Raw genomic sequence first — 17787 nt, forward strand, 5'->3', positions numbered from 1 at the left:
TGCTTAGAGAACTTCAGGAGCCAGCGAAACGATCTTCATGAACTGCTTTTCGCGAAGTTCACGGGCCACGGGGCCGAAGATGCGGGTACCGCGGGGCTCGTCGTTATTATTGAGCAGTACGGCGGCGTTGTCGTCAAAACGAATGTAGGAACCGTCCTTACGACGTACTTCCTTTTTCGTGCGAACTACAACAGCCTTCGATACAGTGCCTTTTTTGGCGTTGCCGGAAGGAATAGCCGACTTGATTGCTACTACAATCTTATCGCCTACGCTGGCGTATTTCTTGCCCGTGCCACCGAGGACACGAATGCAGAGAACTTCTTTGGCGCCGCTGTTATCAGCGACGGTCAGACGGGATTCTTGCTGTATCATCTTACTTGGCGCGTTCTACGATTTCTACCAGTCTCCACCGCTTGTTTTTGCTCAGGGGACGGGTCGACATGATGCGAACCGTATCGCCTTCGCCACATTCGTTATTCTCGTCGTGAGCCATGAACTTGGTCGACTTGGTAACGAACTTGCCGTAGATGGGGTGTTTCATTTTGCTTTCCACAACTACCGTGATGGACTTATCCATCTTGGAAGAGGAAACGCGGCCGATGATTTCTTTACGCAGGTTCCGCTCGGTTGCGGTCGTTGCCTGCTGTTCTTCGTTGCTTGCCATCGTTAGTTAGCAGTGTTAGTTGCCTGCTCGTTCTCGCGACGCTTCAACTCGGTCAGCAGACGGGCGACATTTTTGCGGGCTTGCTTTAGACGAATCGGATTCTCCAGGGGAGAAATAGCGTGCGCAAAACGCATGCTCTGGCCGTTAGTCTGCTCAGCTTTAATCTGGGTTTTGAGGTCCTCTAGTGAGAGGGCACGGATTTCAGCGTTCTTCATCTTACTTGTTTTCTACGTAGTCGCGACGAACAACAAATGAAGTCCGAACCGGCAGCTTCTGAGCAGCCAGACGTAGCGACTCTTGTGCTACTTCTAGGCTAACGCCATCTGATTCGAACATGATGGTACCGGGCTTAACTACGGCTACCCAATATTCGGGTGAACCTTTACCCTTACCCATCCGCACTTCAGCAGGCTTCTTGGTGATCGGCTTATCAGGGAAAATGCGGATCCAAACTTGACCTTCGCGTTTCATGGCGCGGGTCATGGCAATACGGGCAGCCTCAATCTGGCGAGCCGTAATCCAAGCCTGTTCCAGCGACTTGATAGCGAACGAACCGAAGTCAATGGAGCTGCCGCGGTGGGCTAAGCCATGCACGCGACCCTTTTGCATCTTGCGATACTTGGTCCTTTTCGGTTGTAACATGATTTATTTTGAATTGAAATTCGAAAGAAGAGAAAAAGCCTAGCGACGCGGAGCACCGCCACTCTGGCCGCCACGGTTCTGACCACCGCCACCACCGCGACGCTGTCCACCACCTTGACCACCACGGTTATCACCGCCACGGCCTTCGCCACCACGGTCATTCCGGTCACGACGCGGGCCACGGTCACCACCACGGTCGCCACGCTCACCACGTGGGCCACGGTCGTTACCACGGCTCTCGCCACCTTGGTTAGCAGGAACCTGGTTAGGCGACAGGTCGGGCTTGCCGAACACTTCACCACGCATTACCCACACCTTGATGCCGATTTTGCCATACACAGTTTGCGCTTCCGACAGAGCGTAGTCGATGTCAGCGCGCAACGTGTGCAGCGGAGTGCGGCCTTCTTTGTACTGCTCAGAGCGAGCAATTTCAGCACCGCCCAAACGACCACCGCACTGGATCTTGATGCCTTCGGCACCAACGCGGATAGCAGCTTGGATGGCCATCTTCATGGCGCGACGGAACGAGATACGAGCCTGGAGCTGCTGAGCAATGCTCTCACCTACCAGTTTAGCATCAAGCTCAGGACGCTTAATTTCGAAGATGTTGATCTGAACGTCTTTGCCAGTGATCTGCTTCAGCTCGTCCTTGATCTTGTCAACCTCAGCACCGCCCTTACCGATTACCACACCCGGACGAGCCGTGTTGATAGTGATGGTGACGCGCTTCAGAGTGCGCTCGATAACGATGCGGCTAATGCCACCCTTCGGAATACGAGCGTTAATGTATTTGCGGATTTTCTCGTCTTCAACCAGTTTGTCGGCAAAGTCCTTGCCGCCGTACCAGTTCGAGTCCCATCCTTTGATGACGCCCAGACGGAAGCCAACCGGATTTACTTTCTGTCCCATAGTGCTTATGCGGTGGCTTCCGCCGTGGTTTCAGTGGATTTCTTGGCTGCGCTGCTACGACGAGTTTTCTTCGGAGCGGCTTCAGCAGTAGTAGCGGCGGGCTTGCTCTCAGCAGCTTGCAGAGTGGCAGCTTTGCTACCCAGCGGTACTACTTTAGAATCAATCACCAGCGTCACGTGGTTGCTGCGCTTGCGGATGCGGTGGCCACGGCCCTGAGGGGCGGGGCGCAGACGCTTCAGCTGGCGACCTTCATCCACGAAAATCTCTTTGATGTAGAGGTTCGCATCCTCGATACGCTCGTCTTCGTTTTTCTGCTGCCAGTTGGCCAAAGCCGACAGGAGCAGTTTTTCGATGCGAGCAGCGCCCGAGTTAGCCTCGAACTTCAGCAGGCCGAGAGCACGGGTCACTTTCTGACCGCGCACCAGGTTGGCTACCAAGCGCATCTTGCGCGGCGAGGTAGGCACGTTACGGAGTTTAGCTACTGCTTCCATTCTTAGCGCTTGCCTTTATCTTTCTTGGCAATGTGGCCGCGGAAGTTACGGGTCGGGGCAAACTCACCGAGTTTGTGTCCTACCATGTTCTCCGTCACATATACCGGGATGAACTTATTGCCGTTGTGAACGGCGAAGGTGTGGCCTACGAAATCCGGAGAAATCATCGAGCGGCGAGACCAGGTCTTCACCACCGACTTTTTGCCGGTTTCTTCCATTGCCGTTACTTTCTTCTCGAGCCGGAAGTCAATGTACGGCCCTTTTTTTAGTGAACGTGCCATTGATTACTTCTTGCCTTTACGGTTAACGATGAGCTGCTCGGAGTACTTGTTCTTGTTGCGAGTCTTCTGACCCTTAGCGAAGATGCCGTTACGGCTACGTGGGTGACCACCCGACGACTTACCTTCACCACCACCCATTGGGTGATCGACAGGGTTCATTGCAACACCACGAACACGTGGACGACGACCCAACCAACGGTTACGACCGGCTTTGCCGAGGCGTACGTTCATGTGGTCACCGTTCGACACAGTACCTACCGTAGCCATGCAGGTCACGAGTACCATGCGCATCTCGCCGGAAGGCAGTTTCAGGGTGGCGTATTTGTCTTCGCGGGCTACCAACTGAGCGTATGTTCCAGCCGACCGAGCCATTGCTGCACCGTTGCCGGGCATCAACTCAATGTTGTGGACGATAGTTCCCAGCGGAATCTCGCGGAGGGGAAGGGCATTGCCTACTTCCGGGGCCACACCCGTACCCGACACTACTGTTGCACCTACGGTTACACCGGCAGGAGCAATGATGTAGCGCTTTTCACCGTCGGCGTAGCTCAGCAGAGCGATACGGGCCGTGCGGTTAGGGTCGTACTCAATCGTCTTCACCGTGGCTGGAACACCAGCTTTGTCACGCTTGAAGTCAATGATACGATACTTGGCTTTATGTCCACCACCGATGTAGCGGTTAGACATTTTGCCCGAGTTGTTACGGCCACCGGAGTTTTTCATGGGTGCCAACAGCGACTTCTCCGGCGTCGACGCAGTAATCTCGTCGAAGGCCGGTGCAATGCGGAAGCGCTGACCCGGTGATGTTGGTCTTAGTTTTTTGAGTGCCATTACTCTAGCTTAGAAAATGCTCTTTGCGAAAAGGCGGGCTTACAGGCCGCTATAGAAGTCGATTACGTCGCCTTCTTTCACGGTTACCACGGCACGCTTGCCATGTGCACGACGGCCGGAAACTGATCCGCCTTTCGTGAACTTAGATTTCAGCTTGCCGATGGTACGGATCGTGCTGATGCCCGTTACCGTTACCCCGTACAGTTGCTCAATCTCTTTTTTGATCTGAACCTTGTTAGCGTCGATGGCTACTTCGAAGGCATACTGGCCTTTTTCGTTCAGAGCCGTGGCCTTCTCGGTCACGATGGGCTTCTTCAGGATGCTCATTACTCAGCAGTGGTATAGAGTTGTTCCAATGCCGTCAGGCCATCCTCCGACAGCAGCAGCGTGTCAGTGTTCAGCAGATCGTGCGTGTTTAGAGCTACGGGGGTAGCAACACTTACTTTCTGGATGTTACGGGCCGACAGCACCACGTTTTTATCAACTGCGCCCGTTACGAGCAGCGTCTTCTTGCCGTTGTTCAGCTTCAGACCGTTCAGGATGTCTAGGAAATCCTTGGTCTTGGGGGCCGACAGCGTGATGTTTTCCACCAGCGCTACTTTGCCATCCTTAGCGAGGCTCGAGAGAGCCGACAGACGAGCAAGACGCTTGGTTTTTTTGTTCAGCTTGAAGCCGTAGTCGCGGGGCTGAGGACCGAACATACGGCCACCACCTACGAATACACCTGACTTCATAGAGCCGGCGCGAGCACCACCGGTGCCTTTTTGCTTCTTCAGCTTCTTGGTAGTGCCGTGCACTTCGTTACGCTGCTTCGACTTGTGCGTGCCCTGGCGCTGGTTGGCCAAGTACTGCTTCACGTCGAGATACATCACGTGCTCGTTCGGCTCCAGACCGAAGATGGCGTCAGACAGGGTAACCTTACGGCCGGTGTCTTCGCCTTTGATGTTATATACTGACAGTTCCATTTGCTAGGTTATTTTTCCAGGACCACGAAAGAGTTCTTGGCACCGGGAACCGAGCCGCTCACCAGGATGAGGTTTTTGTCGGCTACAATGCGCATCACCTTCAGGTTCTGCACTTTCACACGGTCGTTACCCATACGGCCACCCATGCGCATTCCTTTGAATACGCGCGAAGGCCAGGAGCAAGCACCGATAGAACCGGGGTGACGCAGACGGTTGTGCTGACCGTGAGTCTGGCCACCAACACCGGCGAAGTTGTAGCGTTTCACAACGCCCTGGAAACCTTTACCTTTTGAGGTACCAACTACATCAACGAATTCACCTTCTTCGAAGAGGGAAGCGTCGATAGTAGCGCCAGCGGCGAAATTGGCAACCTCGTCGGTACGGAACTCAACGAGTTTTTTCTTGGGGGTGGTTCCGGCTTTAGCGAAGTGACCAGCCAGTGCTTTGGTGGTATTCTTGGCTTTTTTCTCGCCGTAGCCGAGCTGGATGGCAGTGTAGCCGTCCGTTTCGATGGTCTTAACCTGCGTCACTACGCACGGACCCGCTTCAATGAGCGTGCAGGGAATGTTCTTCCCGTCCGGAGTGAAGAGGCTTGTCATACCGATTTTTTTACCGATGATGCCAGGCATTCGATTGGGGTTTTAGAAAAAGACACACTTGAAAACGCCCAAGTGGCGTTTTCGGAAATGGAGTGCAAAGCTAGGAAATTGTTACGTTATAAGCTACCTACCTTCTGAAATATTTTCAGCGTCACTTACTTAGCTCCCATCAAACCTCTCTTTCTAATAGTTAATGACTTCCTTTACCCCTACCCTATCACTTGTGCTTTTCGATTCCCACGAAATACCTTTTTCAATAAAATTCTCTTAAGCTATTCCTTCGGAAAAATCCAATAGGCCTAACAAGGACGCCAGAGCCCCTCTGCTGATTCATTATTTTCCTTCTTTGCCCCTTCTAAAGCTAGTAGCAGGAAAAACAGAGAGAAAGCAATGCCTATCTGCGTCTCAATAGTGTACTCCACCAAAAATGATATAGTAACAATTATATATTGGGTTAGCAGCAGTGGGGCGTAGCGTGTGCCGCTCGTAATGCCAGGGTAGTAAAACCCTATAATGAATAAGACTACTCCTACACAACCAAGTGCCACGGTAGTAAACAAGAATTGGTTGTGCGGCAAAATGTAGGCCTCTGGCTGAATGTTCGGAAACTCTCGCTTGTAATGCTGAGCTAGCTCTTGCTCCATGTCTGCCTTACCTACACCGAACCAAGGATTATCTTCCACAACCTTCAAGGCTACCTTGTACGAGTACACCCGCCCAACCAGGGAATAGTTATTAGCGGAAGCTGTATGCTCGACTCGCCCTACATCTTCTCGAGTGTTAGCCGACTTATTTCTGAAGGTTGGAAAGCAGAGGTAGCTGAGTAATGGAAGTACTACCAGAATACTTCCTAGGCCAGTTGCTCTCTTATATTGCTTACGGTACAGGACCAGCCAAAGCAAGGCTATTCCCCCCAGCACGTAGAAGGTTACTAAGCCACTTCGCACAGCTAATAGATGCTGATACAAGGCTAGGCCTATAACTGCTACTCGTAGCATCGTACGAGTACGTGGCTCCAACTTTGACTGGCCTAGTAGCACTGCGCCTACTGCTATGGCCAACGTAACAATGAGACTGAACCGAATATGATCTGGCTCAGTGGGCATTACCTTGGAACGCAGGTATAGCTCATTGATCTCGTCTATATGGAACAAGTAGTTGCCTGTGCTTATTGCAGCACTAACGACGGTAACCACAATCAACAAATACCAAAGCAGACGCAACTGCCGGGTTGGGATTGGGGGCAAAAGCCAAAAGCCAATAGGTAATGCCAGAAAGGGTAGCTGCAACACAATGTCCCGTTCATACTCTCGCAAATTGGCGTTACTAGTCAGCAGACCCGATGCCGCATGTATCCCGTAAATGAGTACGAAGGGCAGATAGACCGCTCTACTGTTACGGGTATAGGAATCACCGTGGAGAATAAAAGAGAGTAGGCCACATAACAGCACGCCTACAATGCCGATGCTCGGGAGAATACGAAAGAATGTACTTGTAAACAGGCCTACAATTACGCAGGCGCAAAAAACGGTGCTAGCCGTTAATATTCGTGGAATAGTCAGTTGTGAACTGAGTGAGGAGGGCATGCAAGCGGGTACGGAATAAGCGGACTTGTAGTAAAGTTACCGCTGTCAAAAGCTCTATCATACGGCAGAGCTTACATCTTACGCCACAAGTTGCACCGATTAAAACGAAAACACCCCACCGACTCCGAAGAATCGATGAGGTGTTGTTCCTAATTAGTCGGGAATCAGTCCTCAGACTTTGATCTCAACGTCTACGCCGCTAGGCAGCTCCAGCTTCATCAGCGCATCTACGGTCTTCGACGAGGTCGAGTAGATGTCAACGAGACGCTTGTAGGTGCAGAGTTGGAATTGCTCACGCGACTTCTTGTTTACGTGGGGCGAACGTAGAACGGTGAATTTTTCCTTATCGGTTGGCAGTGGAATAGGACCGCTTACGATAGCGCCCGTAGCCTTCACCGCCTTCACAATCTTCTCCGACGATTTGTCCACCAGGTTGTGGTCGTAGGATTTCAGTTTGATGCGAATTTTCTGGTTCATGTCAATTAATGAGAAAGCGGATTAGCGAATGGCGTTACCCTTTTGCTTAGCGATGATGCCTTCGGCCAAGTTCTGCGGCACCTGATCATAGTGCGAGAACGTGAGCGAAGCCGAAGCACGGCCCGAAGAGATGGTACGCAGCGACGTTACGTAACCGAACAGCTCCGACAGCGGAACGTCAGCCTTGATAACATTAGCACCACCCTTGGTGTCCATACCTTTCATAATACCCCGACGACGGTTCAGGTCACCCGTTACCGAGCCGGTGTACTCGTCTGGCGATACTACTTCTACAGCCATGATGGGCTCGAGCAGTTTCGGACCAGCCTGCTTGCCAGCCTCACGGAAGCCACCACGAGCAGCGAGTTCGAACGACAGGGCGTCCGAGTCAACATCGTGGTAAGAACCGAAGAACAGACGTACACGCATGCCTTCAATAGGGAAGCCAGCCAGCGGACCGTTCTTCATAGCTTCTTCGAAGCCTTTCTGAACCGGAGCGATGAATTCGCGGGGGATAACACCACCCGTGATATCGTTTACGAACTCCAGACCTGGTTTCTCTGGGTCGGTCAGTTTCGGACCGAGTTCGAATACGATGTCACCGAATTTACCACGACCACCCGTCTGCTTCTTGTAAGTCTCGCGGTGCTCAACTGTTTTGGTGAGAACCTCTTTGTAGGCCACCTGAGGAGCACCCTGGTTGATCTCTACCTTGAACTCACGACGCATACGGTCGATGATGATTTCTAGGTGAAGCTCACCCATACCTTTCAGTACGGTCTGGCCCGTCTCGGGGTCAGTCTGTACCACTAGGGTAGGATCTTCTTCTACAAGCTTGGCAATAGCCATACCCATCTTATCAACGTCGGCCTGAGTTTTGGGCTCAATGGCGTAACCGATAACGGGCTCAGGGAAGGACATCGATTCCAGAACTACGCGCGACTTCTCGTCGGTCAGCGTGTCACCGGTTTTGATGTCTTTGAAACCAACACCAGCAGCAATGTCACCGGCCTGGATCTTGTCGATGGGGTTCTGCTTGTTGGAGTGCATCTGCATCAGGCGCGAGATACGCTCCTTTTTGCCGGTGCGGTTGTTGAACACGTACGAACCAGCGTCGAGCTGACCGCTGTAGCAGCGGAAGAAGCACAGACGGCCTACGAACGGGTCGGTAGCAATTTTGAATGCCAGAGCAGTAAAGGGCTCGTCATTGTCGGGGTGACGCTCGATTTCCTCACCAGTATCGGGGTTGGTACCGATGATGGCAGGCATATCCAGCGGCGAAGGCAGGTAGGCCATAACGGCATCCAGCATCGACTGTACACCCTTGTTTTTGAAGGCCGAACCGCACATTACGGGCGAGAACTTCATGTCGATAACCGCTTTGCGGATTACCACCATCATTTCTTCGCGGGTAATGGAGTCTGGATCATCAAAGAACTTCTCCATCAGCGTGTCGTCGTATTCAGCTACGCTTTCTACGAGCTTCTCACGCCACTCGGCAACCGTATCCACGAGGTCCTCGGGAACAGGGATTTCCTTGTAGGTTTTGCCCTGGGTTTCGTCGTCCCACACGATGGCTTTGCCAGTGAGCAGGTCAACTACACCTTTGAAGGTATCTTCAGCGCCAATCGGGATTTGCAGAGGCACGGGGGTTGCGCCCAGTTTCTCCTTGATCTCGTTAACAGCCTTGAAGAAGTCAGCACCAGCGCGGTCCATCTTGTTTACGAAGCAGATGCGCGGCACTTTGTATTTGTCAGCCTGACGCCACACGGTCTCCGACTGCGGCTCTACGCCCGAAACGGCGCAGAACAGAGCTACGGCACCGTCCAGAACACGCAGTGAACGTTCCACCTCTACGGTGAAGTCCACGTGACCGGGGGTATCGATCAGGTTGATTTTGTATTGCTTGGTCTCCGGCGTTGGATCACCCTGTACGGTAGGGTAGTTCCAGAAGGTAGTAGTAGCAGCCGACGTGATGGTGATACCACGCTCCTGCTCCTGCTCCATCCAGTCCATCGTGGCAGCACCTTCGTGCACCTCCCCGATTTTGTGGGTCTTACCGGTATAGTAGAGAATGCGCTCCGAAGTCGTGGTCTTACCGGCGTCGATGTGCGCCATAATCCCGATGTTCCGGAGGTATTGCAGGTCTTTGTTTACAGCCATTGCTTTTTTGTGACGTAGGGACTTCAGTAGTTGAGCTTGGGGAACACGAAAATCACTTTTCTCATTCCCAGAGCTACCAACTTCTAAAGCCCCTGTCTGTCTAAATTAGAAGCGGAAGTGCGAGAAGGCCTTGTTGGCTTCGGCCATCCGGTGGGTGTCGTCCTTTTTCTTAACGGCAGCACCCTCACCTTTAGCAGCGGCAATGATTTCGCCAGCCAGCTTGTCTTTCATGGTTTTCTCACCACGACGACGAGCGTACTGAATCAACCACTTCGAGCCTACAGCGATACGACGGTCAGGGCGAACTTCGGTAGGCACCTGGAAGGTAGCACCACCTACACGGCGGCTCTTCACTTCTACGGTTGGCATTACGTTGTTCAGGGCTTTGCGCCACATCTCTACGCCACTCTCTTTAGTGCGCTGCTCTACTAGCTCGCAAGCATCGTAGAAAATGGTGTAGGCCAGGTTTTTCTTCCCGTCATACATCATGTAGTTGACGAAACGGGTTACCAGCGTCTCCTTGTACTTGGGGTCGGGCAGGAGGATGCGCTTCTTTGGTTTTGACTTTCTCATGGGTGTAGAAATGAGTGGTAAGTAGCGAGCAGTGGGATAAGAACCATGTGCTATCCGGCACTGGGCACTACCTCACTCGTTCAATTACTTTTTCTTGCCGGGTGCTGGTTTACCGCCTTTGCCTGCTGCGGCAGCTTGGCCTGGCTTCGGACGCTTAGCGCCATACTTAGAACGACGCTGCAGACGACCGTTTACGCCAGCGGTGTCAAGAGCACCACGGATGATGTGGTAACGCACACCGGGAAGGTCTTTCACACGGCCACCACGGATCAGCACGATGCTGTGCTCCTGCAGGTTGTGGCCTTCACCTGGGATGTAGGCATTAACTTCTTTGCCGTTGGTCAGACGCACGCGGGCAACTTTACGCATAGCCGAGTTTGGCTTCTTAGGCGTAGTGGTATACACGCGAGTGCAAACGCCACGGCGCTGCGGGCACGAATCAAGGGCGGGCGACTTCGACTTCGTCGTCAGCTTCTCGCGGCCTTTTCGTACTAACTGGTTGATAGTAGGCATTTATGGAATGTTTTGTCAAGGAGGGTTCTCTCCCAAAAATTAGGCTTGCAAAGGTATAGAAGATGGGTTGAAATAGCAAACGGGTTGAAATAGATAATTTTAGAGAAACCCAGCCCGCTTTTTTGAGGCTGCTTGCCGGAGTTTAAATAATGGTTACGGTAGTGTTTAAATGGTGCTTATGACTGTTCCAAACAGTTGGCCCCTCCCCTACCACCGGTTCAAACTTCTAACTGCGGCATCTTCCAGCGCTGCCCTACTAGCTTGCGGAGCGTCCGCTGCCAGCTCGGGAGGTTGCGGTAGGCCAGTTCCTGCTGATGTATCATCGGCAGGTTGAGCTTATCTAGTTGCCCCAATAGTTGAGACTGTTTGCCATACTTGGCTACTACCTGTGAGATAACTGGCCTAGCATCCTTCAGATTCCAGTAGTGCCACAGATAGTCCGGCACATCAGCAATAGGACCTTCTACCGCGAAGCGCAGGCTCCACGCCAGCTGCTCCATCATGTGCTTGTTATAGGTAGCGTAGAGCTGCTCGGCTAGTGCCATAACCTCGCGCAGCAGATAGGCTTTGTCACTGCGGAATGCCAGCACTCCGGAATTAAACAGCTCTGTTTCGGGAGTTACGCGCATCGTATGACCACCGCTAGGCCACCCATGGCCACGTAGGTGCTTATATACTTTACGGCTGAGCGTATTGCCACTGATTAGCTTGCCCTCGTTCTGATGCATATAGAATGTACCGGCTTCTACTTGCTCAAAAAGTGGCCTAGGATCTTTACGCCAGATAGTGTCGGTATCGAGGAAGAACATGTTACCGGGGTAGTGTGCCGCGGCATGCTCCAGCACTCCAATCTTCAGCAGGTACACTTTATTCACCGCTCCCAGCCACGCTTGCCACTGCTCCGATTCCACGGCCGGGTACTGAACATCGGGACGGTGGCCTAGCACCTCCTGAAAAGGCGTAGCATCATCTGTATAAATCAGTATCTGAGTATCCGCCCTTGTAGGAGTTACCTGGTCATATGAAAGGATGCTATAGAAAGCTTCGTTACGAATGTCCGCTGAGCCGTAGGCCAGGTAGATCAGGTAGTTCATTCCGTAAAGATACCAGCCTAGAGTCACCTGTTCTCGACTGGTCTAGAATTGTCTTTAAATCAGCAACGGCTTTTACCATCCCGGTAAAAGCCGTTACACCCGTTGCATTATTCTACTTTCTAGGCCTCTCCCATCGTGCCACCAAAACCCATTGGGTACCCCTGAGCGTCAGGCTGCACCTTAATGGGACCGTATGCCTTTTCGTATCGGTCTAGGTTTTCGGTTAGAGCAGTAACCAAGCGCTTCGCATGCTCGGGCGTAATCACAATCCGCGCTTTTACCTTAGCCTTCGGTAAACCTGGCATCAACCGTATAAAGTCGATAACGAATTCGCTCGTGCTGTGCGCAATCATCGCCAGGTTGGCGTACTGCCCTTCGGCAATTTCCTCCGATAGCTCAATGCTGATGGCATTGGGGTCCTGGGGTTGTTGTGGGGCGTTAGGATCTGCTGGTTGGTTGGGTTGCATGTCGAGTTATTGTTTGTGCTCTGATTTCAGTTGCATGAGCCTTTGCCTACTCACATAAATGGTAAAAATAGAGATAACCGTAGTTAGCAACACGCTTACATACCCAATAACATCAAAAGCATCTTGATCAAGCTGATTATTAAAGCTATTGACAACAGCAAATACTAGCATAATAACATGGTAGAAAAGTAACCAAGTGGAGCACACCATAAGTGATATATAGCCTGTCTTTTTCAAGCTCATAATATCGTCAAATAACAGAAAAAGCCGACCGAATTGCTTCGGCCGGCTTCTCCTATTTACGCTACTTCAAAACTACTCCGATACGGACTCGCGGCGTGAGGCCCGGGCGGGGCGCTTGGTAGGAGCCGCAGCTTCGTCGGTCTTCGCAGCTTGAGCGGCTTCGAAATCCTCCTTCGAGCCCACGACCTGACGCGTGTATTCGCGCAGACCGGTACCGGCCGGAATGAGGTGACCTACGATTACGTTCTCCTTCAGGCCCAGCAGTTCGTCGGCCTTGCCACGGATGGCAGCTTCCGACAGCACCTTGGTCGTCTCCTGGAAGGAAGCGGCCGAGATGAACGACTGCGTACCCAACGAAGCCTGGGTGATACCCTGCAGCGTGGGCCGCGATACGGCCGGCTGTGCTTCGCGTACTTCTACCAGAGCCAAGTCGCGACGACGCAGGCTGGAGTTCTCGTCGCGCAGGCGACGGGCACTCACAATCTGGCCAGGCTTCAAGTTGGTCGAGTCGCCGGCATTCGTTACCACCTTCATGTCGATGATGGTATCGTTTTCTTCCATGAACACGATCTTGTCGATAACCTGATGCTCCAGGAAGGTCGTATCGCCGGCGTCGAGGATCACGACTTTCTGCATCATCTGGCGAACTACCACCTCGATGTGCTTGTCGTTGATCTTCACACCCTGCAAACGGTATACTTCCTGAATCTCGTTCACGAGGTACTCCTGCACCGCACCGGGACCCTGAATGCTCAGGATGTCGGACGGCGTGATAGCACCATCGGAGAGCGGCATACCAGCCCGGATGAAGTCGTTGTCCTGCACCAGAATGTGCTTAGAAAGCGGCACCATGTACTTCTTCTTGACGCCGTCTTTCGACTCCACGAAGATTTCACGGTTACCACGCTTCACCGTACCGTAGGTTACTACACCGTCGATTTCCGACACAACAGCCGGGTTCGAGGGGTTACGAGCTTCGAAAAGCTCCGTAACGCGGGGCAGACCACCGGTAATGTCGCGGGTTTTGCCCACGGCACGCGGAATCTTGGCCAGAATCTGACCAGCCTTGATTTTCTCGCCATTCTCTACGTTCAAGTGCGAACCTACCGGGATGCTGTAGCCCTTTGAGCCTTCCATGTCGCCCTTCTTGCCGGGGCGCACGATGATCGAGGGGTTCTGGTCCTTGGCTTTCGATTCGATAATCACTTTCTCGCGGTGACCAGTCTGTTCGTCCGACTCCTCGCGGTAAGTGATACCTTCGGTGATGGCGTCATACTGAATGGTACCATCAAACTCGGCCAGAATAACGGCGTTGTAGGGGTCCCAGTTATTCAGCTCCTGGCCTTTCTCTACTTCTTGACCTTCGTCAACCAGCAGGAATGAGCCGTATGGAACGTGGTTCGAGATGAACACCTTACCGGTGCCTTTCTCCACGATACGAATTTCGCCCGAACGACCCATTACCACTTTCACTGGCTCGCCATCGGCGTTAGCAGTTTCAACGGTCCGGATGTCTTCGAACTCCACCACACCGGCGAACTTAGCACGGATGCTAGCTTCAACGGCAATGTTCGAGGCAGTACCACCTACGTGGAAGGTACGCAGGGTCAGCTGGGTGCCGGGTTCACCGATCGACTGAGCAGCAATTACGCCTACAGCCTCACCTTTCTGTACCATGCGGCCCGACGACAGGTTACGGCCGTAGCAACGGGCGCAGATACCACGCTTCGACTCACAAGTCAGTACCGAACGGATTTCCACCGATTCGATGCTGGTGTTGTCGATACGACGCGTGATTTCTTCCGTGATTTCGTCACCAGCCGTCAGAATCACCTCGTCGGTCAGCGGATCGATGATATCGTGTACTGCTACACGACCCAGGATACGCTCAGCCAGCGGCTCTACGATGTCCTCGTTATCCTTCAGAGCGAAGGTTTCGATGCCACGGAGAGTGCCGCAGTCGTTTTCGTTTACGATAACATCCTGCGATACGTCCACCAGACGACGCGTCAGGTAGCCGGCGTCAGCCGTCTTCAGAGCGGTGTCGGCCAGACCCTTACGGGCACCGTGGGTAGAGATGAAGTACTCGATTACGTCTAGGCCTTCTTTGAAGTTAGACAGAATCGGGTTTTCGATAATCTCACCTACCGAGCCCTGCAGCGACTTCTGTGGCTTAGCCATCAGACCCCGCATACCGCCGAGCTGACGGATCTGCTCACGCGAGCCACGAGCACCGGAGTGCATCATCATGTAAATCGAGTTGAAGCCCTGGTTCTCCTTTTCGAGGCGACCCATGAGGGTTTCAGTGATTTGGTTGTTGATGCGGGTCCAGATGTCGATAACCTGGTTGTAACGCTCATTGTCGGTAATCAGACCCATCTGGTAGTTCTGAGTAACGGCCTTCACGTCGTTCTGCGCTTGCAGAACCAGGGCATCCTTCTCTTTCGGAATCTGGATGTCGCCCAGACCCATTGATAGACCACCTTTGTAAGCCGACTGGAAGCCCAGCGTCTTGATGTCGTCGAGGAACTGCGCCGTGCGGGCCATGCCCGTACGCTTGAACACCATCGAGATGATCTGCTGAAGCTTCTTCTTCGTCAGCAGTTCATCCACGAAACCTACTTCTTCTGGTACGAGCTGGTTGAATAGCACGCGGCCAGCCACCGTCTCGATGATCTTCGTTACGAGGTTATCTTCCTCGTCACGAACCTTCGTGCGCACCTTAATATAGGCGTGCTTCGAAAGTTGACCTTCGTTGATAGCAATAACCACTTCCTCGTCGGAGTAGAACATGCGGCCTTCGCCTTGGATGCTCTCCTCTTCAGTGCTGCGCTTGCCTTTGGTTACGTAGTACAGGCCTAGAACCATGTCCTGCGACGGTACCGCGATGGGCGCGCCGTTGGCGGGGTTCAGGATGTTGTGCGACGCCAGCATCAGCATAGAGGCTTCCAGGATAGCGGCCGGTCCCAGGGGAACGTGCACAGCCATCTGGTCACCGTCAAAGTCAGCGTTGAAAGCCGTACACACTAGTGGGTGCAGCTGGATAGCCTTACCCTCGATGAGACGGGGCTGGAACGCCTGGATACCCAAGCGGTGCAGCGTAGGAGCACGGTTCAGGAGCACTGGGTGGCCTTTCAGCACATTCTCCAGGATGTCCCATACTACGGCGTCCTTGCGGTCAACGATTTTCTTAGCCGACTTCACCGTCTTCACGATACCGCGCTCGATGAGCTTACGGATGATAAACGGCTTGAACAGCTCAGCTGCCATGTTCTTGGGCAGACCGCACTCGTGCAGTTTCAGCTCGGGGCCTACTACAATAACCGAACGACCAGAGTAGTCAACACGCTTACCGAGCAGGTTCTGACGGAAGCGGCCCTGCTTGCCTTTCAGCATGTCAGACAGCGACTTCAGCGCGCGGTTACCCTCGGCACGCACGGCGTTAACCTTACGTGAGTTGTCGAAGAGCGAGTCTACTGCTTCCTGCAGCATGCGCTTCTCGTTCCGCAGAATCACTTCAGGAGCCTTAATTTCAATCAGGCGCTTGAGGCGGTTGTTACGGATGATCACGCGACGGTACAGGTCGTTCAAGTCGGAAGTAGCGAAACGGCCACCATCCAATGGAACCAGTGGGCGCAATTCCGGGGGAATAACTGGCACCATGCGGATGACCATCCACTCGGGCTTGTTCTCCACGCGGGTTGCGGCATCACGGAAAGCTTCCACTACGCGCAGACGCTTCAGAGCCTCAGCCTTACGCTGCTGCGAAGTCTCGTGCGCAGCAGAGTCACGCAATGAGTACGACAGCTCGTCGAGGTTGATGCGCTCCAGCAACAGCTGCAGAGCATCAGCACCCATACGGGCAATGAATTTATTCGGATCCTCGTTCGGCAGCATCTGGTTCTCGCGGGGGAGCTTGTCGATGATGTCGAGGTATTCGTCCTCGGTGAGGAAGTCGAGCTGCTGCACGCCTTCTTCGCCCAGTACACCCGGCTGCACTACTACGTAGCGCTCATAATAAATAATCTGATCAAGCTTCTTGGTAGGCAGGCCTAGCAGATAGCCGATCTTGTTGGGTAGGGACTTGAAGTACCAGATGTGCGCAACGGGCACCACCAGTTCGATGTGGCCCATCCGCTCCCGACGTACTTTCTTCTCGGTCACCTCTACGCCGCAACGGTCGCAGATGATGCCTTTGTACCGGATGCGCTTGTATTTACCGCAGTGGCATTCCCAGTCCTTCACGGGACCGAAAATCCGCTCGCAGAACAAGCCACCCATTTCGGGCTTGTACGTCCGGTAGTTGATCGTCTCAGGCTTTACAACCTCACCGTTCGACCGCTCCAAAATGGATTCGGGCGAGGCCAGCGAAATGGTAACTTTCGAGAAGTCCTGTACCAGTTTTTTGTTTTTTGCAAACGCCATGTAGAGTAGCTGTTGTTAGCTGGTGGCTTTTATCTGTCCGTTGGTTCCGCCAGTCTTAAGAGTGGTCGGAAAGAACATAACAGTTCGACTCTGCGAAAAGTGCTCTACGGGTCGGACAGGTACGCCACGCAGTAGTTTTTCGCCAGGTCTATACTTCTAGATCAAGCTGTGCAAGACTCTTTAATCCTCTCTGATGATGTTCTGACCATGTCTCGGAACATCAGATATGATGAGTCTATTGAGCTATGATTACTATGTTTTGATTAAGCTTCTTTGAATGCGGATAAATCTCTTTCCATGATATCAAGCCGATCTAAGTATTCCCTAAGCAGCTTTTCATCGTTTCCGAAATCATTCCCAACGTCACCGTGTATTTGCTTGCCTTTTGCTAGGTCTTTCTCGTGAATCATTTTCTGCCGCGCAATTGCAGTTTTTACAAGCTGCTTTAACTCTACATTAATGCTTCCCGTGATTTTGCATTGGCCAAATCCTACGCCGATGATTGTCCGGTCCATACACCCAATGAAACTTGGATCTTCCTTTTCAAGCTTCTGAAGTTCCTCAGCACTTACTAAGCCTGAAGCCCATTTGCTTTGATAGGAAAACCCGTACTCATCAATGGTTCGAAATAACCAGTTGACAATCTTGTTTCTCCCTCTGGTTTCTTGGTACCACTCGGTTAATGAGAGTAGAGCATCAGCGCCATCATCATTACCGAAAGGGGAGAAATCGTCTACGCAGTCGAAGTAGAATTCTTCTTTTACCACAGCGGTGAAGTTGGGGTGGCTGGTTTGAATTGCCAATCCTTCCTCTTCGTCGTCGAAGTAGAATTTCTGCGGTTTCATCTGGCTACTTCTTATTCAG

19 protein-coding genes and 1 pseudogene are annotated in these 17787 nt (G+C 52.7%); all 20 read right to left on the bottom strand.

Annotated features, from left to right (window positions below; genetic code table 11):
• Nucleotides 1-3 precede the first annotated feature (3 nt).
• Nucleotides 4-372 carry a 50S ribosomal protein L14 gene (gene rplN / locus HMJ29_RS03950; protein WP_044003245.1) on the bottom strand — a complete coding sequence of 123 codons (369 nt, stop codon included), beginning with the start codon at nucleotides 370-372 and terminating at the stop codon, nucleotides 4-6.
• Between the two features lies 1 nt (nucleotide 373).
• Nucleotides 374-664 (bottom strand): 30S ribosomal protein S17, encoded by a 291-nt coding sequence (rpsQ, locus tag HMJ29_RS03955; RefSeq protein ID WP_088844269.1) that lies wholly within the window; start codon nucleotides 662-664, stop codon nucleotides 374-376.
• Nucleotides 665-666: 2 nt separating this feature from the next.
• Nucleotides 667-879: a 50S ribosomal protein L29 gene (gene rpmC, locus HMJ29_RS03960; protein WP_171590257.1), complete on the bottom strand. Its 213-nt coding sequence runs from the start codon at nucleotides 877-879 to the stop codon at nucleotides 667-669.
• A 1-nt stretch (nucleotide 880) separates the two neighbouring features.
• Nucleotides 881-1306: a 50S ribosomal protein L16 gene (gene rplP / locus HMJ29_RS03965; RefSeq protein ID WP_135431255.1), complete on the bottom strand. Its 426-nt coding sequence runs from the start codon at nucleotides 1304-1306 to the stop codon at nucleotides 881-883.
• A gap of 39 nt (nucleotides 1307-1345) precedes the next feature.
• Nucleotides 1346-2215, bottom strand: coding sequence for a 30S ribosomal protein S3 (gene rpsC / locus HMJ29_RS03970; RefSeq protein ID WP_171590258.1), 870 nt, complete (start codon nucleotides 2213-2215; stop codon nucleotides 1346-1348).
• Nucleotides 2216-2367: 152 nt separating this feature from the next.
• Nucleotides 2368-2706 (bottom strand): annotated as a pseudogene (rplV, locus tag HMJ29_RS03975) (50S ribosomal protein L22); the annotation flags it as partial.
• A gap of 2 nt (nucleotides 2707-2708) precedes the next feature.
• A complete protein-coding gene (rpsS, locus tag HMJ29_RS03980) occupies nucleotides 2709-2987 on the bottom strand; it encodes a 30S ribosomal protein S19 (protein WP_088844274.1) in 279 nt (92 codons plus the stop codon).
• Nucleotides 2988-2990: 3 nt separating this feature from the next.
• Nucleotides 2991-3818, bottom strand: a complete 828-nt coding sequence (gene rplB / locus HMJ29_RS03985; protein ID WP_135431249.1) for a 50S ribosomal protein L2 — start codon at nucleotides 3816-3818, stop codon at nucleotides 2991-2993.
• 39 nt (nucleotides 3819-3857) lie between these two features.
• Nucleotides 3858-4145, bottom strand: a complete 288-nt coding sequence (rplW, locus tag HMJ29_RS03990; protein ID WP_088844276.1) for a 50S ribosomal protein L23 — start codon at nucleotides 4143-4145, stop codon at nucleotides 3858-3860.
• Nucleotides 4145-4783: a 50S ribosomal protein L4 gene (rplD, locus tag HMJ29_RS03995; protein ID WP_135431245.1), complete on the bottom strand. Its 639-nt coding sequence runs from the start codon at nucleotides 4781-4783 to the stop codon at nucleotides 4145-4147. The genes rplW and rplD overlap by 1 nt, the downstream gene beginning before the upstream one ends.
• Nucleotides 4784-4791: 8 nt before the next feature.
• Complete coding sequence (gene rplC / locus HMJ29_RS04000; RefSeq protein WP_171590260.1) at nucleotides 4792-5412, bottom strand: 50S ribosomal protein L3; 621 nt, start codon at nucleotides 5410-5412, stop codon at nucleotides 4792-4794.
• A gap of 269 nt (nucleotides 5413-5681) precedes the next feature.
• Nucleotides 5682-6968, bottom strand: a complete 1287-nt coding sequence (locus HMJ29_RS20655; protein ID WP_171590261.1) for an O-antigen ligase family protein — start codon at nucleotides 6966-6968, stop codon at nucleotides 5682-5684.
• A 171-nt stretch (nucleotides 6969-7139) separates the two neighbouring features.
• Entirely contained in the window at nucleotides 7140-7445 is a 306-nt protein-coding gene (gene rpsJ, locus HMJ29_RS04010) for a 30S ribosomal protein S10 (RefSeq protein WP_022822123.1), read from the bottom strand.
• A gap of 21 nt (nucleotides 7446-7466) precedes the next feature.
• Complete coding sequence (fusA, locus tag HMJ29_RS04015; protein WP_135529762.1) at nucleotides 7467-9608, bottom strand: elongation factor G; 2142 nt, start codon at nucleotides 9606-9608, stop codon at nucleotides 7467-7469.
• Between the two features lie 105 nt (nucleotides 9609-9713).
• Complete coding sequence (gene rpsG / locus HMJ29_RS04020) at nucleotides 9714-10181, bottom strand: 30S ribosomal protein S7 (RefSeq protein ID WP_171590262.1); 468 nt, start codon at nucleotides 10179-10181, stop codon at nucleotides 9714-9716.
• Nucleotides 10182-10265: 84 nt separating this feature from the next.
• Nucleotides 10266-10694, bottom strand: a complete 429-nt coding sequence (rpsL, locus tag HMJ29_RS04025; protein WP_045688446.1) for a 30S ribosomal protein S12 — start codon at nucleotides 10692-10694, stop codon at nucleotides 10266-10268.
• Between the two features lie 218 nt (nucleotides 10695-10912).
• A complete protein-coding gene (locus tag HMJ29_RS04030; protein WP_171590263.1) occupies nucleotides 10913-11788 on the bottom strand; it encodes a hypothetical protein in 876 nt (291 codons plus the stop codon).
• Nucleotides 11789-11907: 119 nt separating this feature from the next.
• Nucleotides 11908-12255, bottom strand: coding sequence for a DUF3467 domain-containing protein (locus HMJ29_RS04035; RefSeq protein WP_171590264.1), 348 nt, complete (start codon nucleotides 12253-12255; stop codon nucleotides 11908-11910).
• 315 nt (nucleotides 12256-12570) lie between these two features.
• Nucleotides 12571-16923, bottom strand: a complete 4353-nt coding sequence (gene rpoC, locus HMJ29_RS04040) for a DNA-directed RNA polymerase subunit beta' (RefSeq protein ID WP_171590265.1) — start codon at nucleotides 16921-16923, stop codon at nucleotides 12571-12573.
• Nucleotides 16924-17186: 263 nt separating this feature from the next.
• A complete protein-coding gene (locus tag HMJ29_RS04045) occupies nucleotides 17187-17768 on the bottom strand; it encodes a MolR family transcriptional regulator (RefSeq protein WP_171590266.1) in 582 nt (193 codons plus the stop codon).
• Nucleotides 17769-17787 lie beyond the last annotated feature (19 nt).

Source organism: Hymenobacter taeanensis (genome assembly GCF_013137895.1).
Lineage (GTDB): Bacteria > Bacteroidota > Bacteroidia > Cytophagales > Hymenobacteraceae > Hymenobacter > Hymenobacter taeanensis.